General features: G+C 63.8%; 25 protein-coding genes and 1 pseudogene. 11 read left to right on the forward strand and 15 right to left on the reverse strand.

Annotation, left to right across the window (positions count from 1 at the left end; all coding sequences use genetic code 11):
• Positions 1–18: 18 nt before the first annotated feature.
• The 4 genes from U9J41_RS15825 to U9J41_RS15840 form a co-directional block, all read right to left on the reverse strand.
• Positions 19–1,059: an arginine N-succinyltransferase gene (locus U9J41_RS15825; protein ID WP_322403146.1), complete on the reverse strand. Its 1,041-nt coding sequence runs from the start codon at positions 1,057–1,059 to the stop codon at positions 19–21.
• 80 nt (positions 1,060–1,139) lie between these two features.
• On the reverse strand, positions 1,140–2,381 hold the full coding sequence (locus U9J41_RS15830) for an acetylornithine/succinyldiaminopimelate transaminase (RefSeq protein WP_322403147.1): 1,242 nt from the start codon (positions 2,379–2,381) through the stop codon (positions 1,140–1,142).
• A gap of 367 nt (positions 2,382–2,748) precedes the next feature.
• Positions 2,749–3,687, reverse strand: coding sequence for a GlxA family transcriptional regulator (locus U9J41_RS15835; protein WP_322403148.1), 939 nt, complete (start codon positions 3,685–3,687; stop codon positions 2,749–2,751).
• Positions 3,603–4,619 (reverse strand): DMT family transporter, encoded by a 1,017-nt coding sequence (locus U9J41_RS15840; protein WP_322403149.1) that lies wholly within the window; start codon positions 4,617–4,619, stop codon positions 3,603–3,605. The genes U9J41_RS15835 and U9J41_RS15840 overlap by 85 nt, the downstream gene beginning before the upstream one ends.
• A gap of 100 nt (positions 4,620–4,719) precedes the next feature.
• On the opposite strand from U9J41_RS15840, the gene U9J41_RS15845 reads away from it, so the two are divergent.
• The 5 genes from U9J41_RS15845 to U9J41_RS15865 all read left to right on the forward strand — a co-directional run bounded on the left by U9J41_RS15845 (position 4,720) and on the right by U9J41_RS15865 (position 8,189).
• On the forward strand, positions 4,720–5,208 hold the full coding sequence (locus tag U9J41_RS15845) for a MarR family winged helix-turn-helix transcriptional regulator (protein WP_322403150.1): 489 nt from the start codon (positions 4,720–4,722) through the stop codon (positions 5,206–5,208).
• 1 nt (position 5,209) lies between these two features.
• Positions 5,210–5,491: a hypothetical protein gene (locus U9J41_RS15850; RefSeq protein WP_322403151.1), complete on the forward strand. Its 282-nt coding sequence runs from the start codon at positions 5,210–5,212 to the stop codon at positions 5,489–5,491.
• 29 nt (positions 5,492–5,520) lie between these two features.
• Positions 5,521–6,357, forward strand: coding sequence for an HDOD domain-containing protein (locus tag U9J41_RS15855; RefSeq protein ID WP_322403152.1), 837 nt, complete (start codon positions 5,521–5,523; stop codon positions 6,355–6,357).
• 200 nt (positions 6,358–6,557) lie between these two features.
• Positions 6,558–7,076, forward strand: a complete 519-nt coding sequence (locus U9J41_RS15860; protein WP_322403153.1) for a porin family protein — start codon at positions 6,558–6,560, stop codon at positions 7,074–7,076.
• A 159-nt stretch (positions 7,077–7,235) separates the two neighbouring features.
• Positions 7,236–8,189, forward strand: a complete 954-nt coding sequence (locus tag U9J41_RS15865; RefSeq protein WP_322403154.1) for an IS1595 family transposase — start codon at positions 7,236–7,238, stop codon at positions 8,187–8,189.
• A gap of 428 nt (positions 8,190–8,617) precedes the next feature.
• On the opposite strand, the gene secF is transcribed toward U9J41_RS15865, so the two are convergent.
• The 5 genes from secF to queA form a co-directional block, all read right to left on the reverse strand.
• Positions 8,618–9,640 carry a protein translocase subunit SecF gene (gene secF / locus U9J41_RS15870; RefSeq protein ID WP_322403155.1) on the reverse strand — a complete coding sequence of 341 codons (1,023 nt, stop codon included), beginning with the start codon at positions 9,638–9,640 and terminating at the stop codon, positions 8,618–8,620.
• 14 nt (positions 9,641–9,654) lie between these two features.
• Positions 9,655–11,547 carry a protein translocase subunit SecD gene (gene secD, locus U9J41_RS15875; protein ID WP_322403156.1) on the reverse strand — a complete coding sequence of 631 codons (1,893 nt, stop codon included), beginning with the start codon at positions 11,545–11,547 and terminating at the stop codon, positions 9,655–9,657.
• Between the two features lie 54 nt (positions 11,548–11,601).
• A complete protein-coding gene (gene yajC / locus U9J41_RS15880) occupies positions 11,602–11,934 on the reverse strand; it encodes a preprotein translocase subunit YajC (RefSeq protein ID WP_322403157.1) in 333 nt (110 codons plus the stop codon).
• A 317-nt stretch (positions 11,935–12,251) separates the two neighbouring features.
• A complete protein-coding gene (tgt, locus tag U9J41_RS15885; protein ID WP_322403158.1) occupies positions 12,252–13,391 on the reverse strand; it encodes a tRNA guanosine(34) transglycosylase Tgt in 1,140 nt (379 codons plus the stop codon).
• Positions 13,392–13,399: 8 nt separating this feature from the next.
• Positions 13,400–14,449 (reverse strand): tRNA preQ1(34) S-adenosylmethionine ribosyltransferase-isomerase QueA, encoded by a 1,050-nt coding sequence (gene queA, locus U9J41_RS15890; RefSeq protein ID WP_322403159.1) that lies wholly within the window; start codon positions 14,447–14,449, stop codon positions 13,400–13,402.
• A 149-nt stretch (positions 14,450–14,598) separates the two neighbouring features.
• Here queA and recG point away from each other — a divergent pair, with 149 nt between their 5' ends.
• Positions 14,599–16,683, forward strand: coding sequence for an ATP-dependent DNA helicase RecG (gene recG, locus U9J41_RS15895; RefSeq protein ID WP_322403160.1), 2,085 nt, complete (start codon positions 14,599–14,601; stop codon positions 16,681–16,683).
• A 350-nt stretch (positions 16,684–17,033) separates the two neighbouring features.
• Here recG and U9J41_RS15900 read toward each other — a convergent pair whose 3' ends face one another.
• The 3 genes from U9J41_RS15900 to U9J41_RS15910 all read right to left on the reverse strand — a co-directional run bounded on the left by U9J41_RS15900 (position 17,034) and on the right by U9J41_RS15910 (position 18,454).
• Positions 17,034–17,294: a hypothetical protein gene (locus tag U9J41_RS15900; RefSeq protein WP_322403161.1), complete on the reverse strand. Its 261-nt coding sequence runs from the start codon at positions 17,292–17,294 to the stop codon at positions 17,034–17,036.
• Positions 17,295–17,336: 42 nt separating this feature from the next.
• Complete coding sequence (locus tag U9J41_RS15905; RefSeq protein WP_322403162.1) at positions 17,337–17,648, reverse strand: hypothetical protein; 312 nt, start codon at positions 17,646–17,648, stop codon at positions 17,337–17,339.
• Positions 17,649–17,773: 125 nt separating this feature from the next.
• Complete coding sequence (locus U9J41_RS15910; protein WP_322403163.1) at positions 17,774–18,454, reverse strand: DJ-1/PfpI family protein; 681 nt, start codon at positions 18,452–18,454, stop codon at positions 17,774–17,776.
• A 90-nt stretch (positions 18,455–18,544) separates the two neighbouring features.
• On the opposite strand from U9J41_RS15910, the gene U9J41_RS15915 reads away from it, so the two are divergent.
• Positions 18,545–19,534 carry a GlxA family transcriptional regulator gene (locus U9J41_RS15915; protein ID WP_322403164.1) on the forward strand — a complete coding sequence of 330 codons (990 nt, stop codon included), beginning with the start codon at positions 18,545–18,547 and terminating at the stop codon, positions 19,532–19,534.
• Between the two features lie 153 nt (positions 19,535–19,687).
• Here the strand turns inward: U9J41_RS15915 and U9J41_RS15920 are convergent, their stop codons facing one another.
• Complete coding sequence (locus tag U9J41_RS15920) at positions 19,688–20,008, reverse strand: hypothetical protein (protein WP_322403165.1); 321 nt, start codon at positions 20,006–20,008, stop codon at positions 19,688–19,690.
• 712 nt (positions 20,009–20,720) lie between these two features.
• Between U9J41_RS15920 and U9J41_RS15925 the strand changes: the two genes are divergently transcribed.
• A complete protein-coding gene (locus U9J41_RS15925) occupies positions 20,721–21,143 on the forward strand; it encodes a hypothetical protein (protein ID WP_322403166.1) in 423 nt (140 codons plus the stop codon).
• 306 nt (positions 21,144–21,449) lie between these two features.
• Here U9J41_RS15925 and U9J41_RS15930 read toward each other — a convergent pair.
• Positions 21,450–22,877, reverse strand: a pseudogene (locus tag U9J41_RS15930) (IS1182 family transposase); the annotation flags it as partial.
• A gap of 137 nt (positions 22,878–23,014) precedes the next feature.
• Here U9J41_RS15930 and U9J41_RS15935 point away from each other — a divergent pair.
• Together U9J41_RS15935 and U9J41_RS15940 are read left to right on the forward strand one after the other, a co-directional pair.
• Positions 23,015–23,566, forward strand: coding sequence for a hypothetical protein (locus tag U9J41_RS15935; RefSeq protein WP_322403167.1), 552 nt, complete (start codon positions 23,015–23,017; stop codon positions 23,564–23,566).
• Positions 23,544–23,822 (forward strand): hypothetical protein, encoded by a 279-nt coding sequence (locus U9J41_RS15940; RefSeq protein ID WP_322403168.1) that lies wholly within the window; start codon positions 23,544–23,546, stop codon positions 23,820–23,822. Before U9J41_RS15935 ends, U9J41_RS15940 begins: the two co-directional genes overlap by 23 nt.
• Positions 23,823–24,342: 520 nt before the next feature.
• Here the strand turns inward: U9J41_RS15940 and U9J41_RS15945 are convergent.
• Positions 24,343–24,972, reverse strand: coding sequence for an NAD(P)/FAD-dependent oxidoreductase (locus U9J41_RS15945; RefSeq protein WP_322403169.1), 630 nt, complete (start codon positions 24,970–24,972; stop codon positions 24,343–24,345).
• A gap of 96 nt (positions 24,973–25,068) precedes the next feature.
• Here U9J41_RS15945 and U9J41_RS15950 point away from each other — a divergent pair.
• Positions 25,069–25,931 (forward strand): IS5 family transposase gene (locus U9J41_RS15950; protein ID WP_425260250.1). Its coding sequence is split into 2 segments (ribosomal slippage): positions 25,069–25,438 and positions 25,438–25,931, totalling 864 coding nucleotides; the frame shifts between segments, so codons are not numbered across the junction.
• Positions 25,932–25,952 lie beyond the last annotated feature (21 nt).

The raw sequence follows: 25,952 nt of genomic DNA on the forward strand, positions 1-25,952 counted from the left end.
TCATTGTTTTCCAAAGCGTCAGATCCGTACGCAGATGACACTGTCGCCGGTCTCGACACCGAGCGCCTCGCGCGCCGCGGGCGGCAGGCAGATGGCGTCGGCGCTCTCGGCCGGGTCGCACGGCAGCACGACCGCGCGGAATTTGCGCTCGCTGCTGGCCACCGCGTAATTCACCATCGCGGCCTTGCCGCCGCGCGTGGGCGGCTGCAGTTCGGCGTTCGCGACCTTCCTCACCATCGACCCGGAGAACGAGTGCAGCGCGTGCTTGTGCGCCTGCAGGATCGGGCCGCCGTCGAAGATGTCGATGTATTCGTCGGCCTCGAAGCCCTCTTCCGTCAGCAGGTCGAACGCGGGCTCGCCGCTCGGGTGGATCTGGCCCATCACGGCCTGCGCGGGGCCGGGCAGCAGCGGCACGTAGACGGGGTAGTGCGGCATCAGCTCGACGATCAGGGTGCGGTTGCGGGCGCCGCCGATCGTGCGTTCGGCGTCGAGGAAATCCATCTTGAAGAACTTGCGGCCCAGCGCATCCCAGAACGGCGACTGGCCCGCGTCGTCGGTGACGCCGGCCAGCGGCACGAAGAAGCGGTCGCCGAAGCGGTGCGGCGCGAGCACGGCATACAGCAGGCGGGCACGCGACAGCAGCGCCGCTTCGCGCCGGGCGGTGTCGCGGTCGCGGATATAAAAGCCGGACAGCTGCGAATACGCCGTCAGCTCCGAGCACAAGGTCAGCGCGTGCACGCTGTGGCTGATGTTCAGGTCGCGCGAGACCTGCTGGATCACATCGTTGCGGAACGCGAAATAGGTGCCGTTGGAGCCGGCCGACGCGTGGATCGCGGCGGTGCCGGCCAGCTCGCGGGACTCGACGTCCTCGAGCACGAACAGGTAGGACTCTTCGCTGGGGATGTCGACGTGGGCGGCGAACGACGCCACCGAACGCTCCACGAACGCGGCGATCTTTTCGCGCGTGCGCGGCAGGGTGTGCACTCCCGGCGTGGACGCGGCGAGCAGCGTCTCGAGGGCGCCGACATCCGCTGGTTCTACCGGACGGACTACATACATGGAAACTCCCGACAAAGGCATCGAACGAACGGAAGCCGGCCGGGCTGGGGTGCCCCCTTTCCGGCCGGGTGGTGCGGAGGTCAGCCGGCGAGGAACGCGTCGGCGGCCTGGCGCATGAGGCGATCCGCTTCGGCGATCTGCTCGTCCGAGACGACCAGCGCGGGCGCGAGACGCACGACGTCCGGACCGGCGATCAGCAGCATCAGGCCGAGTTTTTCCGCGGTCTTGGTGTAGTCCTTGGCGCGCCCCTTGTTCGCGTCGGCCATCGGCAGGCCGATGAGCAGGCCCTTGCCGCGCGGCCTGGTGAACAGCTGCGGATAATCGGTTGCCAGCGTCTCCAGATTGGCGAAGATTTTTGCGCTGGCTTCGCGCACGCGCGCCAGGAACGCCGGCTGGTTGACCTGCTCGATCACGTTCAGCGCGACGGTGGTCGCCAGCGGGTTGCCGCCGTACGTCGTGCCGTGCGTGCCGACCGACAGGTGCTGGCCGATCTCGTTCGTCGTCAGCATGGCGCCGATCGGGTAGCCGTTGCCCAGGGCCTTGGCCGACGTCAGGATGTCCGGGGTCACGCCCACGTTCATGTAGTCGTACAGCGCGCCGGTGCGGCCCACGCCCGACTGCACTTCGTCGAACACGAGCAGCGCGCCGGTCTTGTCGCACAGTTCGCGCAGCGTTTTCAGGAACTCGATGTCGCCCGGGATCACACCGCCCTCGCCCTGGATCGGCTCGACGATGACGGCCGCCACGTCGTCGCCGATGGCCGCGCGTGCGGAGGCGATGTCGTTGTAGTTGATATGGTTGATTTCCGGCGGCAGCGGCTCGAAGCCTTCGGTGTATTTCGACTGGCCGCCGACCGACACGGTGAACAGCGTGCGGCCGTGGAACGAGGAATAGCACGACACGATGCGCGACTTGTGCGGGCCGAACTTGTCGTGCGCGTATTTGCGCGCCAGCTTCAAGGCGGCTTCGTTGGCTTCCGCGCCGGAGTTGCAGAAGAATGCGCGGTCGGCGAACGTCGCTTCCGTCAGCGCGGCGCCCAGGCGCAGCACGGGTTCGTTCGTGTAGCCGTTACCGAGGTGCCACAGCGTGTTGATCTGGCGGGTCATCGCGTCGACCAGCACCGGGTTGCAGTGACCCAGGCTCGATACGGCGATGCCGGAGGTGAAGTCGAGGTAATGCTTGCCTTCCTGGTCCCAGACGTCCAGGCCCGAAGCGCGCACCGGGACCATCGCGGCCGGCGCATAGGTCGGTACGAGCACCTCGTCGAAAGTCTGGCGTGTGACAGGCCGCGTGGTGACACCCGATTCGAGCTTAGCATTCATGACGTTTTCCTCATCCAAGTAAAGGTTGCGCGGACTCCAGCAGCCGCGCCGAGCGACTCATTATAGAGAAGCCAAACCTTGCCGTTCTTTCCAAACTGCGACAGGCATTTTCATTTTTGGACGAGCAACAAAAAACCGGGGTCAGAGCCTAATGCCGTTAAGTTAAGCGTGATTTCAGCCAGTTTAGGATCGGTAAGGTCCGCGCGAAGCCCTTGAAAAGGCCACTCAGATGTTAGTCGGAGCGGTCTTTTGGGCCTTAACTTAACGGCATTAGGGTCAGAGCCCGATTTCTGGAAATGTCGAAATTTCAATATTTTGCGGCAAGAAATTGCCAAAAATCGGGCTCTGACCCCGGTTCTGACCCCGGTTACTGGCTCAGCTTGCGCTGGCGCTCTTCGCGGGGGGTATTGCCGAACAGGGCGCCGAAGGCGGTGGAGAAGTGGGAGCCGGACGAGAAGCCGCACATCAGGCCCACCTGCACGATGGAGTGGTTGGTGTCGCGCAGCAGCTGGCGGGCGCGCTGCAGGCGCAGTTCGAGGTAGTAGCGCGACGGCAGGCTGCCCAGGTATTGCTTGAACAGGCGTTCCAGCTGGCGGCGCGACACGCCCGCCAGCTGGGCGATGTCGTCGGTCGACAGCGGTTCCTCGATGTTCGCTTCCATCAGGGTGACGGCCTCCGTCAGCTTGGGCTGCAGCACGCCGAAACGGGCCTGCAGCGCCACGCGCTGGCGCTCGTCCGGGCCGCGCACGCGGTCGACGCACAGGATTTCCTTGACCTGGGCCTGGACCGTCGCGCCGAACAGCGTGTCGACGAGCGTGAGCGCGAAGTCGATGCTGGCCGCGCCGCCGCAACAGGTGATGCGGGCGCCGTCGATCTCGTACAGGTGCGGGCTCAACAGGGCCTGGTCGGCGCGCATGTCGACGTCCGGATACAGCGACCACGGCAGCGCGGCCCGCGCGCCGTTCAGCGCGCCCGCCTCCGCGAGCCACAGCACGCCGGCGCCGACGCCGCCCCAGACCGGCGCCGCGCGGCAGCGCGCGACGAGGGCGCGCAGGTTGGCGGGACGCAGCCCGGCCTCGGATTCGTCCGCCACGAGCAGCACGAGGTGCCACAGGCGCTGGTCGGCCGTGAATTTGTCCGGACTGCGCACGTCCACGTGCAGGCGCCCCGGGCCCAGCACCTTGGCCGCCAGGCGCAGCGGCTGCACGAGGCCGGACCACGTCAGCGCATCCGGCTCGCCGGCGTGCACGAGCAGCACGCGCAGCGGCGCCTCCTGCGCGAGGCGGGACAGTTCAAGATGCTGCATCGAAACGAACAGGGGTCATTACTCGGGGCGAGCGCGGCGGCCGGCCGGCTTTCGGCATTCCATTGACTGACTATCATACCGGAGATCAACAATGCCGCGCCGAGCCAGCCGCGACCGCCCATCGCCTCGCCCAGCCAGAAATACGCGAAGAACGCGGCGCCGCCGGGCTCGAACGCATAGATGACGGCCGCCTCGTTGGCGCTCGTGCGCGCCTGGCCCCAGGCCTGCATCGAGATGATGGCGGCCGTGCACAGCACGCCCAGATAAGCGAAATTCGGAGAATAACGCGCGAGGCCGTGGCCGATGTAGGTCCAGTAGTTCGCGGCCTCTTCCATGCCGACGGCGCCGTGCGGCACCTCGCGCACGAACAGCCACAGCGCGGCGCACACGGCGACCGTGCCGATCTGCGCGGCCGTCACGCTCATCAGCCGGGTCGCGCGGCGCGTGTAGGTTTCCATGACCTTGATATAGGTGCCGAACGTGAGCGCGGCCAGCAGCGCGAGCGTGTCGCCGCGGCCCCAGCCGCCACCGCCGTCCCAGCACAGCGAGACCAGGCCCAGCACCGCGAGCAGCAGCGCGGCGACGATGCGGCGCTCCGGCAGGCGCCCTTTCATCAGCCCCAGCAGCGGCACGACGAGCACGTTCAGGCCGCAGATGAAGGCGTTGCGGTTGGACGTCGTCAGCGCCAGCCCCTCCACCTGGAACAGGTAGCAGAAGAACAGCAGCACGCCGAGCGTCGCGCCCAGCGCTAGGTCGGTGCGCCGTGCGCGCCACAGGAAGGGCGACAATAACAACGCCGCGATAACGAAGCGGGTCAGGATGATCCAGACGGGAGAAAAATAGGCGGTCAATTCCTTCATCGCGGGGAACGTCGTTCCCCATACGAGGACGACGACGACGAGGGCAAGGATGCCGCGCAGATGCTGGGTCATGAAGCGTTCAATGTTGTCTGGCAAGATTGCTATGGTAACGGGGCCGAACGCAAAACGCGAAGCGCTGGGGCCTGCCCGCGCTGGCGGCTATAATCGTTTCATGGGTGAACGATATCTGAAGAGTGTGCGCCTGCTGGCCGAATGCCTGCAAGGGTTCGAGCGCTTCGTCGCCGAACCGGTGCGCCGGCATGGGCTGACGCATCCGCAATTCGACATCATCGCCACCCTCGGCAACACGCCCGGCATGACCTACAAGGAACTGGGCGAGCGGACCCTGATCACGAAGGGCACGCTGACCGGCGTCATCGACCGCCTCGAACAGAAGGGTCTCGTGGAACGCGTGCGCAAATGCGACGACAGGCGCTCGTTCCGCGTGTGCCTGACGGCGGCCGGGGACGCCCTGTTCCATAATGTGTTTCCGGCCGTGGTCGCGCACGGCAAGCAGCTGTTCGCCGATTATGGCGACGGCGATTTCGAACAACTGGACCATGCGTTGCGCCGCCTGCGCACCCGGCTCGACGCGCCGGACCTGGCGGCGCCGGCGCCTGGCGAACACCGCGCGGGGCATGTCCCCGCCGACGAAGGATGACATGAAGACTGCACTGCTCGAAGGCAAAAAGCCCCCTCATTTCGACAAACACATCATCGGCAACCTGCTGCTCGACGTGGCCCCGCCCGCGGAAGTCCGCGACGAGCCGATGCTGATCGGGGTGCGCAACGACGCCGGCGAGATCTACCGCCTGATCGGCGCCGCCACCCTGAACAGCTTCATGAACGCGGTCGAGGAGCTGTTCGACCTCGGCCTCGTCGACGAGCTGCAGGACACCGAGGAACAGAAAGACGGTTGCGACGCCATTTTCAGCGAGCCCTGACGAGCTGCCCGGGGGTATAATTTTTTCCCATGGACAGAATCGACGCCCTCAAGAGCATTGCCGCGCAAGCCGGGCGCGGCGACCTCCACTTCCCGACCCATGTCGACGCGACGCTGAAGCTGCAACGCGCGCTGGCCGACCCGGCATGCCACATCGACGAAGCGGCGCGCCTCGTGCAGACGGAGCCGCTGCTGGCCGCGCGCACCGTCGCCATCGCCAACTCGGCCGCCTATAACCGCTTCGGCAACGACGTCACCAACGTCAAGGCAGCCGTAGCGCGCGTGGGCTTCCGCACGCTGGGCGCGCTGGCCGCGGCCGTCATCGTGCGCCAGTTGGCCAGCGAAATCCACGACCCGGTGCTGCGCGCCAAAGCCGACCAGCTGTGGCTGCACTCGACCCACGTGGCCGCGCTGTCGCAGGTGATCGCGCGGCGCGTCTCGTTCGTCGATCCGGAAACGGCGATGTTCGCCGGCATCGTGCACGAGGTCGGCGGCTTTTATCTGCTGTCGCGCGCGCCCGAGTTCCCGGGCCTGCTGGACGGCGGCGCCGACGAATGGATCGAGCATGGCGAGACGGCCATCGGCCGCGGCGTCCTGCTCAAGCTGGGCGTGCCGGCACCCGTGATGGGCGCCATCGAAGCGCTGTGGAACGGCATGCGCGCCCTGCCGCCGGAAACCCTGGGCGACACGCTGCTGCTGGCGAACGACCTGGCGCCCGTCCCGTCGCCCCTGCTGGAACGCGATCCAGGCATTCCCGGCGTGCAGGTCGGCGCCACCATCGACTTCGCCGTGGGCGAAGGCACCTTGAGCACCATCCTCCAGGAATCGGAGGATGAAGTGAAAAGCCTGACGGCCGCACTGGCCTGAATTCCTCCTTTACCTGCTCGTCGGCCGGCCGCCCTTGCGCGGCCGGCGTCATTTCGTACATATGTGACTTTTCAGTCACTTACTTTCATCTTGTTACACTCCTTACCGATTGAGAACTTCTCTTAGGGAAACACGGTGCTATCTTGGCCATATTGCGATTCACGACGAATCGCGAGCCCGAGAACACTAAGGAGTGAACCATGAAGAAACTGCTGCTCGCATTGCTCGCCACTTCCGCCGTCGCCGGCGCCGCCCAGGCCCAGACCACGACGCCGCACGCCTACATCGGCGTGGGCGCGGCCACGGCCGACAACCAGACCACGGACAGCTACAAGACCGGCGCCAAGGTCTACGGCGGCTACGATGTCGACCAGAACTGGGGCGTGGAAGCCGGCTACACGGACTTCGGCAAGGAAAACAACGGCGCCGGCAACGTCAAGGGTTCCGGCACGTATGTCGCCGGCAAGTACACGGTGCCGCTCGGCGACCGCTTCTCCGGCTACGGCAAGCTGGGCGTGGCCTACAACGAACGCAAGTTCGACAACGGCCTGGGCACGCACGTCAACGACTACGACACCGGCCTGTATGGCGGCGTCGGCGTCGAATACAAGCTGAACGAGAAGCTCGCCGTGAACGCGGAATACGAGCGCTATGGCAAGGACAAGGCGTTCGGCGCCAAGGCCGACGTGTACACCGTCGGCCTGAAATACGGTTTCTGATTCCCCTCCCCGGACCCGGCAACGGGTCTGCTGCACCGGACGTCGTCTCTGCGCAAGCAGGGGCGACGTTTTTTTTGGGCTGTGTTCGCGTTAGTTATGTGAACTGAATCCAGTTGCAACGGTCATACGCATCGTCGAGTTAACTCATGAGGAGTGACGATGCGCAGCCTGACGTTCGACGAAGTGTTCGCCAAGTTGTCGGCGGTACAGCTGTCGGCTTCCGACCTGGTCCGGCTGCGCGAATGGATCGCCGGCCTCGCGCACCCGGCGGAATGCATCGCGCTGATCGAACAGGCCGCCAGAGGCCGGCCATGCCCGCGCTGCGGCTGTGGCCGCGTACACCGCTGCGGCCAGGCGAGCGGCCTGCAGCGCTTTCGCTGCCTCGCCTGTGGACGCAGCTATAACGCGCTGACCGGCACACCACTCGCACGGCTGCGCAAAAAGGAGTGCTGGCTGCCGTTCCTGCAATCCATCCTCGAATCGCGCACGGTGCGCGACGCCGCGCGCGTGACAGGCGTGCATCGCACGACAAGTTTCAGGTGGCGCCACCGGTTCGTGCCCGGCGCGATGCGCGACCGTCCGGCGACGTTATCGGCGATCGTCGAGGCGGACGAGACCTATCGTCTCGAATCGCAAAAGGGCTCGCGCAACCTGACACGACCGCCGAGAAAGCGCGGCGGCGTGGCCACGCGGCGCGGGATCAATCGGGAACACGACTGCCTGCTCATCGCGCGCGACCGCAGCGGGCAGACGCTGGACTTTCACACAGGCCGCGGACAAGTGACCGTCGCGCAATTGCATGCGTGCCTCAAGCCGGTCTTGCCGGCCGACGTGCTGCTGATCAGCGACGGGGCCGTCGCGTATCGCCGTTTTGCCGAACAAGCGGGCGTCACGCACGAGGCCGTGAACGTGAAGGCCGGCATCCGGGCGCGCGGCGCCATCCACATCCAGAACGTCAACGGCTGGCACAGCCGCTTCAAGAGCTGGCTGGTGCGGTTTCGCGGTGTCGCGAGCCGCTACCTCATCAATTATTCGGGCTGGCAACGGCTGTTGGATGCGCGGCGCCTGACGACACCCGCGCACCTGCTGTGCGCTGCGGCCCGGCTCGGCTAAGGCGGCTGCGCCCGTTTACCTAAATATCGCGAACACAGCCCAAAAAAACGCCCGCTCCGAAGAGCGGGCCAAGTCCAAAACTAGGGATGTCCTGAAAGAGACGAGTCCATCTTAGTTCCCGCCACCTCTGCACTCTGTGCGGTGACTCACATTTTGTTAAATCTTCCTGCTCATCTGTAAAAAAGCCTATGCAGGCAGGGCGACAGGCAAAAAAAAACCCGCTCCTTGCGGGAGCGGGTGAAGTCCAAAACTAGGGATGTCCTGAAAGAGACGAGTTCATAGTAAGGCAGCCTTAAGTGAACGCTCTGTGCGCTGTTTCACACAAAGAAAAATCTTTTATATCAAAGCGATGCGGTATTGATCCGCCCCATAAAAACAAAAGCCGCCGCGGCCAGGCCGGGGCGGCTTTATCGGGGCAACGATCGTGATTACACGACGGCGCCGTCCGTCTCGTCCTTCGCCTTGATCGGCTTGATCAGGTCCTCACGCTTGACGCCCAGCCACATGGCGATGGCGGCCGCCACGAACACGGACGAATAAATACCAAACAGGATACCGATGGTCAGCGCGACCGCGAAGTAGTGCAGCGTCTCGCCGCCGAAGAACAGCATCGACAGGACCATCATCTCGGTACAGCCGTGGGTGATGATCGTACGCGAGATCGTGCTCGTGATCGCGTGGTCGATGACCTGGGTCACGGACAGCTTGCGCTCCTTGCGGAAGGTCTCGCGGATCCGGTCGAAGATCACGACCGATTCGTTCACGGAGTAGCCCAGCACCGCCAGCACGGCGGCCAGCACGGTCAGCGAGAATTCCCACTGGAAGAACGCGAAGAAGCCCAGGATGATCACGACGTCGTGCAGGTTGGCGATGATCGCCGCCACCGCGAATTTCCATTCGAAGCGCACGGCCAGGTAGATCATCACGCCGATCACGACCATGACCAGCGCGTTCAGGCCGTTCTGCGCCAGCTCGTCGCCGACCTGCGGACCGACGAATTCCACGCGCTGCTGGCTCAGCACCTCCGCGCCCGCCGCATTCACGCAGCTCGTATGGGCAACGGTCTCACCCTTGGCGGTAATCTGCTCCACTTGCTTCGGCGTACCGGATTCCGCCCCGCACAGCGTGTTGAACACCGTGGCCGACGTGCCCGAACCAGGCACGTCCTTGCGGATCGGCAGGCGCAGCATGACGTCCTGCGCGGTGCCGAACGGGACCACTTCCGGCTGCTCGTAGCCCAGCTTTTCCAGGTTGCGGCGGATCTTTTCCTGGTCGGCCGCGTGCGGGTAGCGCAGTTCCATCACTGTGCCGCCCGTGAACTCGACCGAGAAGTTCAGGTGCTTGGTCACCAGGAAGAACACCGCGGCGACGAAGGTCAGCGCCGAGATCACGTTGAAGATCAACGCGTGGCGCATGAACGGGATGTCCCGTTTAATCTTGAAAAATTCCATGTTCTACGCGCTCCTTATTTCTTGACGGCCGGCTTGGCGCCCGCGGTTGCCGCGCCGCCGTTCCAGACGGTACCGATGGCGATCTTGCCGAGTTTCTTCTGGCGGCCGTACCACAGGTTCACGACGCCGCGCGACAGGAACACGGCCGAGAACATCGACGTCAGGATGCCGAGGCAGTGGACGACGGCGAAGCCGCGCACGGGGCCCGAGCCGAACACCAGCAGCGCCAGGCCGACGATGAGGGTCGTCACGTTCGAGTCGAGGATGGTGGCCCAGGCGTGGCTGAAACCGGCCGAGATCGACGCCTGCGGAGTATTGCCCGCACGCAGTTCCTCGCGGATGCGCTCATTGATCAGCACGTTGGCGTCGATCGCCATGCCGAGCGCCAGCGCGATTGCCGCGATGCCTGGCAGGGTCAGGGTCGCACCCAGCATCGACAGCAGGGCCAGCAGGAACAGCAGGTTGCAGGCCAGTGCGATGACGCTGAAGAAGCCGAACAGCTGGTAGTAGATCATCATGAAGATGGCGATCGCCACGAAGCCCCACAGCGTCGAATGCAGGCCCTTGGCGATGTTTTCGGCACCCAGTTGCGGGCCGACGACGCGTTCCTCGACGAATTCCATCGGTGCCGACAGCGCGCCGGAGCGCAGCAGCAGCGCCAGCTCGGCGGCTTCCTGCGGGCTGCGCATGCCGGTGGTCTGGAAGTGCGAACCCAGCTCGCTCTGGATCGTCGGCGCCTGCAGCACGGTGTACTTGCCCTTTTCCTTGAGCAGCACGGCCATGCGCTTGCCGACGCGGGTACGGGTCGCTTCGCGCATCTTGCGGCCGCCGTCGCTGTTCAGGTCGATGTTGATGGACGGACGCTGGTTCTGGTCAAAGCCGGCCACGGCGCTGGTGATGGAGTCGCCCGTCAGGGTGACGTCCTTCGACACGACAACCGGCGCGCCCGGACCTTCGGTGAACAGTTCCGAGTTCAGCGGGATCGCGGCGCTCGTCTCGGTACCCGGGGTGACGGTCTCGTCGACCATGCGGAATTCCAGCGTGGCGGTGCGGCCGATGATGTCCTTCGCGTGGGCGACGTCCTGCACGCCCGGCAGCTGGACGACAATACGGTCGCGGCCCTGTTGCTGGATGACCGGCTCGCTCACGCCCAGTTCATTGATGCGTTTGCCCAGTGCGCTGATGTTCTGCTTGACGCCCTCTTCCACCGCGTGTTGCAGCGCTTCCGGCTTGAGGGTGACGATCAGCTTGAGGTCGGTGCCGTCGGCGGCTTCCGAAAACGCCAGGTCGGCATTCTGGCTGGCCAGTAGGTTGCGCGCCTGGGTGCGGGTGGCTTCGTCGCGGAACTTGATCTCGACGTTGTTGCCGATGCGTTCGATTCCCGCGTGGCGGATGTTCTTTTCGCGCAGTTCGGTGCGGATGCTGGTCAGGACGTTCTTGATGCGCGTTTCCTGCACGGCCCTGGCGTCCACCTGCAGCAGGAAATGCACGCCGCCGCGCAAGTCGAGGCCGAGGTTCAGCGGCTTGGCGTTCAAGGCCTGCATCCAGGCCGGCGTGTTCTTGACCAGGTTGACGGTGACGATGTAGTCGGGGTCGGTCGGGTCACGGTTCAGGTCGCGCTCGAGCGCCGCCTTGGCCTTGAACTGGATGTCGGGGGTCGCGAAGCGTGCACGCACGGCGCTCCTGTCCCCCGCACCTTCCAGCGCCACGCCGTCGGTGGGAATACCTTCGCTCTTGAGCGTGTCGGCAACCTTGCTGGCCGTGTCGCTGTTGATCTTGACTGTCGCCTTGGACGTCGTCACCTGCAATGCGGGCGAATCGGCGAAATAGTTGGGCGCCGTGTACAGCAGGCCGAGCAGCACTGCCACAAGGATCAGTATGTATTTCCAGAGGGGGTAACGATTCATGATGTTCCAGCGTTCAGGATCGGGCGGGAAGCGCGGCGCGAAGCCGCGGCGGGATTACAGGGACTTCAGCGTGCCCTTGGGCAGCAGCGCAGTCACGGCGTTCTTTTGCACCACGACTTCGGTACCGGCCGCCACTTCGACCGTCACATAGGTATCGGTGACGCGGGTCACGCGGCCCAGCATGCCGCCGGCGGTGATCACTTCGTCGCCCTTGGCCAGCGCTTCCATCATGGATTTCAGCTCTTTCTGGCGTTTCTGCTGCGGACGGATCATGAGGAAGTACATGACCACGAACATCAGGACCAGCGGGGCGAACGTGGTGAGGTTACCCATCAGACCCGGTTCGGCTGCACCGGCGGTTTGCGCGTACGCGTTGGAAATGAACACAAGGACTCCGATTGTATAAATGTGAAAAAACAAGCGCTGTATTCTAGCACCGGCAAACTGTCAACAGCCAGTTTCCGGCCATGTGGGCCTAGGATGCCCGAATGCAAGACGTTATCGGAAATTTAATTTGACGGCATCGCCGACGATATGTGGGTCGCATATCGCCGGGGCGGGCACCCCGTGCCGGCCAATCGCATGCGGCTCGAACATCGATGACCGTTGGGTGGGCACCCCGTGTCCACGAACCGCATGCGTCAACGCGACGTCATGGTGGGCACGGGTCTCCACGCTACGGCCATGACAACGCAGCCGGGAAATCAGACACCCCGCGCGCGGTCCGCGTTGAACTGCAAGCGGAACGCGTGGAAGCGATCGCCATCGATCGCATCGCGGATCTCCTGCATGAGGTTCAGGTAGTAATGCAGGTTGTGGATGGTATTCAGCCGCGCCCCCAGGATCTCCTTGGACCGGTGCAGGTGGTGCAGATAGGCGCGCGAAAAATTCTTGCAGCAGTAGCAGGAACAGGTCTCGTCCAGCGGCGCCTGATCGTCCTTGTAGCGGGCATTCTTGATCTTGAGGTCGCCGAAGCGGGTGAACAGCCAGCCGTTGCGGGCGTTCCGGGTCGGCATCACGCAGTCGAACATGTCGACGCCGTTCGCCACGCCCTCCACCAGGTCTTCCGGCGTGCCGACGCCCATCAGGTAGTGCGGCTTGTTGTCCGGCAGGCGCGGGCCGATGTGCTGCAGCACGCGCATCATGTCTTCCTTCGGCTCGCCCACCGACAGGCCGCCGATGGCCAGGCCCGGGAAGTCGATCTCTTCCAGGCCCGCCAGCGATTCGTCGCGCAGGCGCTCGTACATGCCGCCCTGGACGATGCCGAACAGCGCGTTCGGGTTCTCGCCCTGCTTGAATTCGTTCATCGAGCGCTGGGCCCAGCGCAGCGACATGCGCATCGACTTCGCCGCCTCTTCCGCCGTGGCCGGACGGCCGTCGATCTCGTACGGCGTGCACTCGTCGAACTGCATGACGATGTCGGAGTTCAGCGAGCGCTGGATCTGCATCGAGATTTCGGGCGACAGGAACAGGCGCGAGCCGTCGATCGGCGACGCGAACTTCACGCCCTCTTCCGTGATCTTGCGCATCGCACCCAGCGAAAACACCTGGAAGCCGCCGGAATCGGTCAGGATCGGCTTGTCCCAGCCCATGAAGCCGTGCAGGCCGCCGAACTTGTCCATGACGTCCGTGCCCGGGCGCAGCCACAGGTGGAAGGTATTGCCGAGGATGATCTGCGAGCCCACTTCCTTCAGCTCGTTCGGCGCCATCGCCTTGACGGAGCCATAGGTCCCGACGGGCATGAAGATCGGCGTCTCGATGGTGCCGTGGTTCAGTTTCAAACGGCCGCGGCGGGCGTGCGAGAGGCCGCTCGTGTCTTTCTTGAGGAGGGTGAATTCGAGCATGTGAAATTTCAGTTCGTTGCCGCGACCGCGCGCGAATGCGTCGTCAAGAGCATCGCATCGCCATAGCTGAAGAAGCGGTATTCGCTGGCGATCGCGTGCGCGTACGCGGCGCGGATCGCCTCGTAGCCGGCGAAGGCCGAGACGAGCATCATCAGCGTCGACTTGGGCAGGTGGAAGTTGGTGATCAGCCGGGTGACCGTCTTGAACAGATAGCCCGGGGTGATGAACAGATTGGTGTCGCCGCTGCCCGCGACGAGGGCGCCCGACTGCGACGCCGATTCCAGCGCGCGCAGCGACGTGGTGCCGACGGCGACGACATCGCGTCCGGCTTCGCGCGCGGCGCGCACGGCGTCGACCGTCTCTTGCGGGATCGTGTACCACTCGCTGTGCATCTTGTGCTCCGCGAGGTTTTCCACGCGCACGGGCTGGAAGGTGCCGGCGCCCACGTGCAGCGTGACATAGGCGATGCGCACGCCCTTGGCCGCGACCTTGTCGAGCAGCGCCTGGTCGAAGTGCAGGCCGGCGGTCGGCGCGGCGACGGCGCCCGGCTCCTTCGAGTAGACGGTCTGGTAACGCTGCTCGTCGAAGTCATCGGCGTCGTGCTCGATGTACGGCGGCAGCGGCAGGCGGCCGTGGGCTTCGATCAGGTCGAACACGTCGCCGTCGAAGTGCAGCGTAAAGAATTCGCCGGCGCGCTCGCCGACGCCGACCTCGAACGCATCGGCCAGGCGGATGCGCGAACCGGGCTTCGGCGACTTCGATGCGCGCACCTGCGCGAGCACCGTGCGCGGGTCCAGTACGCGCTCGACGAGCACCTCGACCTGGCCGCCCGTGTCCTTCTGGCCGAAGAAGCGCGCCTTCAGCACCCGGGTGTCGTTCATCACGAGCGTGTCGCCGGCCTGCAATTGGTCGACGATGTCGGAGAAATGACGGTCGGTGATGCGGTCGCCGTCCAGCTGGAGCAGGCGCGACGCGCTGCGGTCGGGCAGCGGCACCTGGGCGATGCGCTCGGGCGGGAGGTCGAAATCGAAATCGGAGAGGGAGTACGTTTTGCTCATCTGGGAAAAACTCGGCGTGGCGCCTTACAATATGGGCTACAGCGTGCGGCGAACCCATTATTTTACACCCGGATTCCGGCTGGAGGGCGCAGGCCATAACCGTTATGCCCAAATCCTGATAAGCCGACAACACGCGCCAACGAACCGCCATGCCAGCCACGAATGCCAAACCGGCGGCCAAAGCCGCAGCCAAGACAGCACCGAAAAGCATCGAAAGCAAGCTCGCCAAGCTCGGCCTGCGCACCGACATGGACCTCGTCCTGCACCTGCCGATGCGCTACGAGGACGAGACGCAGATCGTGCCCATCCGCGAAGCCTGCCTGCGCGGCGGCCACGTGTCGCAGGTCGAAGGCGTCGTCACGAAGAACGAAATCGCCTATAAACCGCGACGCCAGCTGCTGGTGACCATCGCCGACGACACGTCCGACATCCAGCTGCGCTTCATGAATTTCTACGGCAGCCAGGTGAAACAGCTGGCCGAGGGCACGCGCGTGCGTGCGCGCAGCGAAGTCCGGCACGGCTTTTTCGGCGCCGAGATGGTCCACCCGGTCTACAAGATCGTCAACGAGGGCGCGCCGCTGCCCAATTCCCTCACCCCCGTATATCCGTCCGGCGAGGGCCTGTCGCAGACGGTGCTGCGGCGCGCGATCGCGGACGCGATGAAACGCGTCGACTGGACCGACACCGTGCCGCGCGCCGTGCGCGAGCGCCTGAACCTGGCCGAATTCCAGCCGGCCGTGCGCCTGCTGCATTATCCGCCGCCGGACGTCGACGAACACGCGCTGACGGAGCGCTCGCACCCCGCGTGGACGCGCGTGAAATTCGACGAGCTGCTGGCGCAGCAGTTGTCGCTGAAACGCGCGCAGGAGGCGCGGCGCGAAAAAGGCGCGCCGGTCCTGGGCGCGGTGGGCGCGCTGTCCGAGGCGTTCCTGAAGGCGCTGCCGTTCAGGCTGACCAATGCGCAGCAGCGCGTGGTGGAAGAGATCCGCGACGACCTGCGCGCGGACTACCCGATGCAGCGCCTGCTGCAGGGCGACGTCGGCAGCGGCAAGACCGTCGTCGCGGCGCTGGCGGCCGCGCAGGCCATCGACAGCGGCTACCAGGCCGCGCTGATGGCGCCGACGGAAATCCTGGCCGAGCAGCACTTCCGCAAGATCGCCGCGTGGATGGAACCGCTGGGCGTGAAAGTCGCGTGGCTGACGGGCAGCCTGAAAAAGAAGGACAAGACGGCCGCCAGCGAGATGGTGGAGTCGGGAGAAGCCAACCTCGTGATCGGCACGCACGCGCTCATCCAGGACACCGTGCAGTTCGCGAAGCTGGGCCTCGTGCTCGTCGACGAACAGCACCGCTTCGGCGTCGGCCAGCGCCTCACCCTGCGCAACAAGGGTTCCGACGGCCTCGTGCCGCACCAATTGATGATGTCCGCGACGCCGATCCCGCGCACGCTGGCGATGACGTATTACGCCGACCTGGAAGTGTCCGTCATCGACGAGCTGCCGCCGGGCCGCACGCCCATCGTCACGCGCGCGATCGACCAGAACAGGCGCGACGAAGTGATCGAACGCGTGCACGCGGCCGCGCTGGAAGGCCGGCAGGTCTATTGGGTCTGCCCGCTGATCGAGGAATCGGAAGCGCTGCAGCTGCAGACGGCGACCGAGACCTACGAGACGCTGGCGGAAGCGCTGCCCGACCTCGTCGTGGGCCTCGTGCATGGCCGCATGAAGCCTCTTGAAAAGCAGGTGATCATGGATGCGTTTTCCGCGGGCGCGGTGCACGTGCTGGTGGCGACGACGGTGATCGAGGTGGGCGTGGACGTGCCCAACGCGTCGCTGATGGTGATCGAGCACGCCGAGCGCTTCGGCCTGTCGCAGCTGCACCAGTTGCGCGGCCGCGTGGGCCGCGGTTCCGCGGCCAGCGCCTGCCTGCTGCTGTATCAGAGCCCGCTGGGGCCCGTGGCCAAACAACGGCTGATGACGATGCGCGAGACGACGGACGGCTTCGAGATCGCACGCCGCGACCTGGAAATCCGCGGCCCCGGCGAGTTCCTGGGCGCGCGCCAGTCGGGCCAGGCCATGCTGCGGTTTGCGAACCTGGAGACGGACCAGTGGATCGTCGAACAGGCGCGCGACGTGGCGGCGTGGCTGCTCGGCTCGGACCGGCCCGAGCTCGAGGCGATCGTCGATGCGCACCTGTCGCGCTGGCTGGGCGGGCGCGAGGAGTTTCTCAAGGTCTGACCCGAAACGTCATGCCCGCGCGCCAAAACGCCATCCGCGTGCACCAACACGTCGCCCCTCTATACCAAAACGTCGCCCTGCGCACAAAACGTCGCCCCGGCGCACAAAACGTCGTCCCCGCGCACCAACACGTCATCCCGGCGCACCAAAACGTCGTCCCTGCACACCAAAACGTCATCGCTGCGCACCAAAACGTCATCGCTGCGTACCAAAACGTCATCGCTGCGCACCAAAACGTCATCCGGCGCGCCAAAACGTCGTCCCCGCGCAGGCGGGGACCCAATTTCTGCATACCTGGCCGTGCACCCGAACCTGGGCCCCCGCCTGCGCGGGGGCGACGGTGCGATGACTTACTTGCCCGCCATCGGCGCCGTCGTATCGGCCGCCGCGTCCTTCTGCGCGTCCTTGGCAGCGGCCTTCTTGTGATGCTTGGCCTTCTTCACGTGCTTCGTGGTCGCCTTGGCTTCCTGCTTCTCGTGCGTGGCCTCGGCCTTGGCGACGGCCGGCGGCGTGGCCGAATCCGGCGTGGTGGTCGGCGCCGGGGCCGGGGTCTGGGCGAAGGCGGCGGTGGCGAACAGGCCGGCGATCAGGGTGGCGATGGTACGTTTCATGGTGTTGGCTCCTGCGGATTCGGTGATTCGGGTCGGTCGGTATTACTTGGTCGCGGCCGGGGTCGCGGCGGCAACGGTGGTGTCCTTGGCGGCGTCAAGCTTGGCGGCCGCGGTCTTGGCGGCGTGCTTCGTCTTGGCCTTCGCGTGCCTGGTGGCGGTCTTGGCTTCCTTCACTTCGGCCTTCGCTTCGGTCTTCGCTTCGGCCTTGGTCTCTTTCGCCTCGACTTTCGCAGCCTGCGTCTCGTGCTTGGCTTCGGCCTTTACCGCGGCGGCAGGGGCGCCCGGTGCGGGGGTCTGGGCAAAAGCGGCGGTGGCGAACAGACCGGCGATCAGGGCAGCGATGGTGTTTTTCATGATGAAGGGTCCTCAGTAGTTTTGGATTTGAGTGATGCACGTTTGCGTGTCACTTGTGTCTGAAAACGGCCCACCCCGCTCCCCTGTTGACGCGATTTACAAATGCTTACGCGCCTGACAAACGCTTACAGCTCGACCATTGCCGCCATCGCCGCCTCGACCTGCGCCAGCCGCGGCACCATCGACGCGCGGTAACGTGCCACCAGCTCCGGGCCGGCGCCCTCGGGCGAGCCGGCAGCGAATGGCGGCTGCGGATCGTATTCGAGCGCCAGCTGGATCGTGCGCGCGACGTCTTCGCCGGCCAGTTCGGCCGCCAGCGCGAGGCCGAAGTCGATCCCGGCCGTCACGCCGCCGCCGGAGATCCGGTTGCGGTCGCGCACGATACGCTCCGCCACGGGGACGGCGCCGAAGCGCTCCAGAAACGGCAACCACATCCAGTGACAGGCGGACCGATAACCCGCGAGCAGGCCGGCCGCGCCCAGCACGAGCGAGCCGTTGCACACCGACGTGACGTAGCGCGCCTGTGCTCCCTGGCGGCGCAGGAAGGCCAGCGTGTCGTCGTCGCCGAACAGGCGCTCGATGCCGAAGCCGCCGGGCACGCACAACACGTCCAGCGGCGGACAGTCGGCGAAGGTGGCCGTCGGGTTGATCGTGAAGCCGACGTCGGTCGGCACCGGATCGCGCGTCTTCCACACGAGGTGCACCTGCGCGCCGGGCATGCGGCCGAGGACCTGGGCGGGACCGGTGAGGTCGAGTTGGGTCACGTGGGGGAACAGCAGAAATCCGATGTGCAGCGTATTACTCATGGCAGGCTCCAGGTCGTCGATGAAGGATGACGCCATTCTAGGAAGCGGGTAGCATTGGCAGCAATGTCAAACTTGTGCCGAATCCTGCCAATGCCCGCCAAACCCCGCCAGGTCGCCCTCCTCGCCTTCGACGACGTCCAGGTGCTCGACGTCACCGGCCCGGCCGCCGTCTTCGGCGCCGCCAACGACGCGGCGGTCCACCTCACCGGACGCCCCTTTTACCGCATCCACATCCTGTCGCCGCAAGGCGGCCACGTGACCAGCAACTGCGGCCTCGCGGTGGTGGCGGCGCCGCTGGCCAGCGTCAGGCCGGGCGCGCTGGACACCGTGCTGGTGGCCGGCGGCAGCAAGCGCGGCCTGCGGGCGCTCGCCCAGGATCCCGCCGCGCAGACCTGGCTGCGGCGCGCCTGCGCCCGCGCGCGCCGCTACGGCTCCGTGTGCACCGGCGCCTTCGCGCTGGCGGCCTGCGGCCTCCTGGACGGCAAGCGCGTCGCCACGCACTGGGAAGCGACCGATATCCTCGGGCGCACGTATCCGGACGTCGAGGTCGACGCGAACGCGCTCTACGTCGAGGATGGCAATGTGTGGACGTCGGCCGGCGTCACCACCGGCATCGACATGTGCCTGGCGCTCGTCGCGCGCGACCTGGGCGACGCCGTCGCCAACGCGATCGCGCGCCGCCTCGTCCTGTATGCGCGCCGCCCGGGCTACCAGTCGCAGTTCAGCACCGTGCTGGCGGCCCAGGAAAAGGCGGACAGTCCGTTCGCGGCGCTCGTCGACTGGATCCGCACGCACCTGGACGAGCCGCTCGACGTCGCCAGCCTGGCCGGGCGCGCGGACATGTCGCCGCGCACGTTCCACCGCCGCTTCACGGACGCGCTGGGCGAGACGCCGGCACGCTTCGTCGAGACGCTGCGCCTGGACCACGCACGCGACCTGCTGCAGACGACGCTGGCGCTGAAGACGGTCGCGGCGCAGACGGGTTACGCGACGCCGGGCCAGCTGTCGAAAGCGTTCGCGCGCCGCTTCGGCGTCAGCCCCGGGCTGTTTCGCGCGATGCAGCGCGACGCGACCGCGTGAAAAGTTCAGCCCCCGGGCAACGCCGACGCCATCCGCGTCCTCGGCGGCGCACTGGCGGCGCGGGCAGCACGCGCTGAAGCCCCGCATCCGTCCGGCGACAACCACGGAAAAAAGCCCGCATCGCGCGGGCTTCGTGACGCAGGACCGGCGGGCTTATTTGGCGGCGGCGGGCGCTGCAGCAACGGTCGTGTCCTGGCTGTCCTTGGCGACGTCCGCCTTCACGACGTGGTGCTTGGCCTTGTGCTTGGCGTGCTTGGCGTGCTTGGCGCTGGCCTTGGCTTCCTTCGCATCGGCCTTCGCTTCCTTCACGTCGGCGTTGGCGGCGACCTTGGCGTCGGCGACGTCGGCTTTCGCTTCGGCCTTCACGGCGGCGGGCGTCGCAGCGGCCGTCGTCGTGGCGGCCGGTGCCGGGGTCTGGGCGAAAGCAGCGGTGGCGAACAGGCCGGCGATCAGGGTAGCGATGGTCTTTTTCATGATGGAGAGTCCTTGAAGTTTGTCGGGGCAGGTGCACGTCGTTTGCGTGTCACTTGCTCCTGAAACGCGGCCGGCCCGACGGGTGTTGACGGGCTTTACAAACGCTTACCGTGCTGACAATCGCTTACAAGCTTCGCGTAATCCGGACGGCACGGGGATGGAGGTCGATGCGGTGGCATTCGGCGACTTTTTGCGCCGGGCTGGGTGATATGCTTGCTGCAATGGCCGGGGTCGGCCACAAGCAGTCATCGACCTCAGAAAAGTCGTTGTTTTAAGGGAGCGCGCAAGTGATTCGGAAAGCAGTCTACATTGTCCTGAAACAGGATGGATGGCTTATCCCGCTAACTACGCTTTTTGTGGGTATTTCCGAGTATTGGCGCGAAGGTCACATAACAGTTGCCGGGCTCATCGTTTCCGCGCTCATGACGACCGTCTTCTTGATGACGAAAGTTCCTGGTGAAATCCGTAAGCTTGAGGCTAAACGCGAACCGCTGTGAACGTGCCATTTACGTCACGGAGGCTGCCACGTCCCAAATGGGTCGGCTCCGGTCGGTCGTGACACTCCGTGATTTTTCCTGGACGGCAACATGCTATGCTGGTCCAAGGGGCCGAATTCGGCCACAAGCGGACGTTGAATCCAGCATACGCTCGCCGCCCGGCACCTTCTTAGGTAACGCGGGCGTATTTGACAAGGTAACTCTGGCATCGGCATATGAGACCAAAAACCGCATTCGCCTACATCCTTCGCGGCGCCGCATTTTTGTTTGGATGCTACATCGTACTCAAGAGTATTTTCATTGCGTTAATTGGCGGCGCTGCTCCCAGTGATACAGTGCCTACAGTGTCTCCGCTGTTGACCGTACCCTTGATCGGCTTTCTCATGGCCTCCGGCTTCTTTTACGTTGCGGTATTAGGTCAGCGCCTTGCCAACTCGCGCCTGCGCTACAGAATCGCCGGTTTGCTGCTCGCAGTACCGCTCGCGTCAGGTATATCGCTTCTCGCGACGCCGGAAGAACAGATGCTGCACGCGACCGGATTTTTTCTAGCTGCACCTGCATGCCTTCTCCTTCTATGTGCAATCTGGCCTTTGCGCTTAATCTCCGTGCCAAGCCGGCCAGACGACGGTTCGAAGTAAATCCCTGTTCAGCAGTGTCCGCTTTGGGTCGGGCGCTGCCCTTCGTCGACAGGCAGCAATCCGCCATTTGTCTCGACTTGCCTTCAGAACAACAATCGCCGTACATTGAGCCGTAATAAGAGCAGAAAACGGTCCAGGCTGTGTAAAAACAAAAGGCAGAACATTCGGACCTCGATAACGAGGTCGAAATTAGTTTCAGCACGCGACGAGAGCTCGAGTAGTGCGATAACTTCTTCTCAGCCTTCCGGGCAAGGTGATCAAAATAATTGCCCGGAGTGGGCCATATAGTCGCAGAAAAAGGGCATGCGCCCTGATCGCGTCGATAACCGCCGCGATGCCGAGCAATGCCATCAGGCGCCTGAGATTGTAGGCAAGCACGTGCAGACTCATCTCGGTCTTCACGCGTTCCAAACCCTTCGTCAAGAAGTGCGTCGATCCCATCCACGCTTTGATCGTTCCGTACGGATGCTCGACCGTGGAGCGCCGAATTCGCATGGCGTCAGGGCTTTGTTCGAGACGCGTCTGCATAGCTTCAAGTACGGCCTGGTGCTCCCAGCGCGTTACTCGTCTATTCGGGCTTGGCGTGCACTTTTCCTTGAGCGCGCACCCTTGGCAATTCGAGCTCCAGTACCGGTGGTTTGTCCTGCCTTTCTCGACAGTCGCAAAGCGCCAGATCAGTGCCTGGCCTGCCGGACAACGGTACTCGTTCTTGTGCGGATCATAAATGAAATCCGCCTTGTCGAATCGCCCGTCGGCCTTGGCGCCCGAGGTCTTTGTTGGCGGCACCAGGGCGAAGATTCCGGCCTCGTGGCACGCGAGGATCTCCTCACCCTTGAAGTAGCCACGGTCGGCAATAGCGGTCAGTATCGGTGTGCCGATGACCGTGCGCGCTTTCTTGGCCATACCGGACAGTTGATCGCGATCGCTGCCGTTGTTTGTCACATCATGTTCGACGATCAAATGATGCCTGGTGTCGACTGCGGTTTGGACGTTGTAGCCGACGATGCCGCTGCCCCGTGCCATCATCGAGCGAGCGTCAGGATCAGTCAGCGAAATCTGCGTTTCGCCTGTCTTTTCAAGCATCGCTTCAATTTCCCGAAGCTTGGCCATCTGCTCCTTCAGCGATGCAATCTTGTCGTTGAGGCGCACAGTCTTCGCTTGCCTGGCGGACGGCTCTTGCCGGTCGGCCGTGTCGAGCTCTGCCAGGTAGCGAGTGATGTTTGCCTCGATCTCCTCCATCCTGCGCTTGAGCTTGGCGTCAGTGAAGTTACGATCGCTGCTGTTGACGGCCTTGAACTTGCTGCCGTCGATCGCGACCACCGCATCCGAAAACAAATCCAACTGCTGGCACACCACAACGAACTGGCGACAGACATTGCGAATGGCCTTGCCGCTGTCCTTGCGGAAGTTCGCTATCGTCTTGAAATCGGGCGTCAAGCGCTGCGTCAGCCACATCAATTCGACGTTGCGCTGGGCTTCCCGCTCAAGCCGCCGGCTCGACTGGATACGATTGAGATAGCCGTAAATGTAGAGCTTCAAAAGCACAGCCGGGTGGTAAGCAGGCCGCCCCGTTCTCGCTGGTTGCACCCGTTTGAAGCCGAGGCTGGCAAGATCCAGCTCTTCCACGAAAACATCGACCACACGTACCGGGTTGTCTGCCGCTATATAGTCGTCCAGGAGTTCGGGAAGCAGCGTACCCTGTCCTCGATCCTCGCCTTCAATAAAGCGCTTCATGTCGCATCCATATCGATGAGATACTCGTTCAACGTTTACTGGGCCGATTCCGTTTACCTGGACCTACGTTTTTACACAGCCTGGGTCGAGAGCCGGCGCAAGCGTACAATTTGATAATTTTTGGAAGTGCTTAGATTTTGAACGACGCGAGTAAGAAGGCCGCTCCAACATGGAGCGATGTCAAAGCAAAGTTAGCTGGTTTTGACCGCGCAGGTGTCATTGCGCTGCTTCAGGACCTGTACTCTTCCAGTAAAGAGAATCAGGTGTTTCTGCATGCCCGATTCGGCCTCAATGCCGATACCCTCAAGCCCTACAAGACTTCGATTACGCGCTGGCTCTGGCCGGACATCTCTCGAGGGCAAGACATCTCGATTTCCAAAGCAAAGAAAGCGGTAGCCGACTACAAGAAGGCGGTCGGGCGACCAGAAGAAATAGCCGAATTGATGACCTTCTATTGCGAACAGGCGGTTGGATTCTGCCGGGAGGTCGGCTTCTCGGATGAGAGACTTTTCGTTTCGTTGATGGGAATGTTCGTTCAGGTGCTGAAGTTGTCGACGATGCTCGTGCCGGTACAGCGCGAGAATTTGCTGGGGCGACTCAACGAAGTAAAGCGGCTCTGCCATGACTTCGGCCACGGGCTAAGTGAAGAAATGGAAGATCTCCTAAATGACTACTCGGCTTTGGATTGAGCGGCCGTTTTCGGCCAAGACCGGACGTTTAGAAATCGAGATTATGACGAACAGCAAAAAGCACGAATACTGCCTGATCTGCGGACGTTTACTCGACAACCCAGCAGATCCGCTTTCAGGCAATTGCGGCGGAGATTGCTGGGGCTGCGTAGGCGCTATCGAGGCAGAAATGGGATGTGAAGAATCGCTCGCCTACGTACGCAAAGAATACGAGGCAGGACTTCGACCCGGCTGGATCGATCCGTTCAAGCGCTGATTTGGCAGCTGCGCTACGTCCGCTTCGGGTCGGTTGCCGACGGTCGTGACAGTCCGTAGACTTTATAACAGGGCGACATACATGGTGGGTCGCGCGGCCCTGCTCAGCCAAGAGCAGACGGTCGCTGATGATTAATCGGCAGTTGCTCTGACAACGCCTTCATGCCAAGATCCATCACCTTACGCAACGATTACTTGGAGTTCGCTATGGCTGCATATATCCCGGCCTTGATTTGGTCGCTCTCGTCCGTGGTCTGCCTCATCATCGCTAAACACCGGCATGTGAAGAAAACCGCTGTCAGGGCAATGGTGGCCGTCCTACTTGGTCCGGTTGCAATTCCACTTGTGATGGCCGCAAAACCGTAAAGCTTCAACCAAGCCTAAACGGGCAATAGCTGCATGCGTTCTACGCTAAGCAGCACCGATTACGGTACCAGCGCAGGCCAGCCGGACGTTTGCAACGCGCCGCTTTGGGTCAAGAACTGCAGTACATTGAACGGCCAAAAGCAGTCGGCCAGGACCTACGCCGCATGATCTAATTCCGCAATCAACGAACGATGTGTCGCAACACCGGCCATCGCCCCATCGGCGACGGCCGACGCCACGCTACCGGCCGCCCGTGCCATGTCGCCGCAACAGAACACACCCGGCACATTGGTCGCCTTCATCGCGTCGGTCGCAATGAATTCGCCCATCGGGCCGGCTTCCATGGCGCAGCCGAGTTCCTGAGAAAGCGTGCCGGTGACCGTCGTGCGCGGCACGACGAACAATCCCGTCATCGGCAATCGCCGCCCGTCACGCAGCACGACGTCGGCTTCGCCATCGATCCGGGCGACTGGCATCGCTTCGATCATGACGCCGCGCCGGGCTAACGCCTCGTACTGTGCATCGTTCGGCGTGAACGCGTCGTTCAGGAAGAGCGTGACGCGGCCCCAGTCCGGCAACATCAATGCATGATGCATCGACAGCTTGCCCGTGGCGAGCACGCCGATATCGCCTTCATCGAGTTCGTAGCCGTGGCAATAAGGGCAGTGAAATACATTTCGCCCCCAGCGCTCGGCCAGGCCCTCGATGGTCGGCAGCGTATCGGTGACGCCCATCGCCAGGACCAGGCGGCGCCCGCTGACGGTCCCGCCGTCGCTCAGCGTCACCTCGAAATAATCACTGCTGCCGGCAGCCGACGTAGCCGTGTCGCTAGGGTCTGTCTGACTGAGGGAACGAAATTTTGTTTGGTTGGTCAGATGGCGATGAGCCGAACTGACCTAACTGAACAGCAATGGCGGCAGCTGGAACCACATTTGCCGCCCAATCCACATCACGGTCATGCTTATGTCGGGCACAGACACGTGATTAATGGGATCGTGTGGCGGTTGAGGACTGGCGCGCCTTGGCGCGACATCCCACCCCGCTACGGTCCTTGGCAGACCTGTTACGACAGGTTTGTGCGTTGGTCGCGCAACGGCACATGGCAACGTCTACTCAAGATCATGCAGGCGGCCGCGGATGCATCCGGCCGCATCGACTGGGACGGAGCTGCGCTTGATGCGACCCACGTGAAAGCTCAGCGAAGTGCCGCTGGGGCTCGAAAGACACTTCCTGCGGCAGAAAAAAGGGGGATGTAATTGACGAGTGGCTGGGGCATTCTCGTGGTGGACTCACCAGCAAGATCCATCTTTGCGTGGATGGAAACGGTCTGCCATTGTCCTTCATCGTCACGGCCGGCCAATGCAGCGACGCGGCGAACATCGGCCCTGTTCTTGACGCCATTTCAGTACCCCGACCAGGGCGAGGCCGGCCACGCAAACGCCCGACATGCTTGCGTGTCGACCGCGCTTACGGTGCCCGGCATTATCGGCGACAGATCCAACAACGGGGCATCCGCTGCGTGTGCCCCGAACGACTTGATGCGCAGAACAGCCGGCTGCGCAAAGGGCGTCGCGGTGGCTCGCCTCCACGATTCGACGCCGAAGCGTACAAGGGCCGCAACGTCGTCGAACGCGCGATCAACCGATTAAAAGACTTCCGCGCCGTCGCAACGCGATACGACAAACGCGGCCATAACTTCTCTACGGCCGTGCTTGTCGCGACAATTATTTTATGGCTCCTCTGAGATCAGTCAGACACGCCCTAG

This window comes from Massilia luteola, from assembly GCF_034420155.1.
In the GTDB taxonomy this organism is placed as follows: domain Bacteria; phylum Pseudomonadota; class Gammaproteobacteria; order Burkholderiales; family Burkholderiaceae_D; genus Telluria; species Telluria luteola.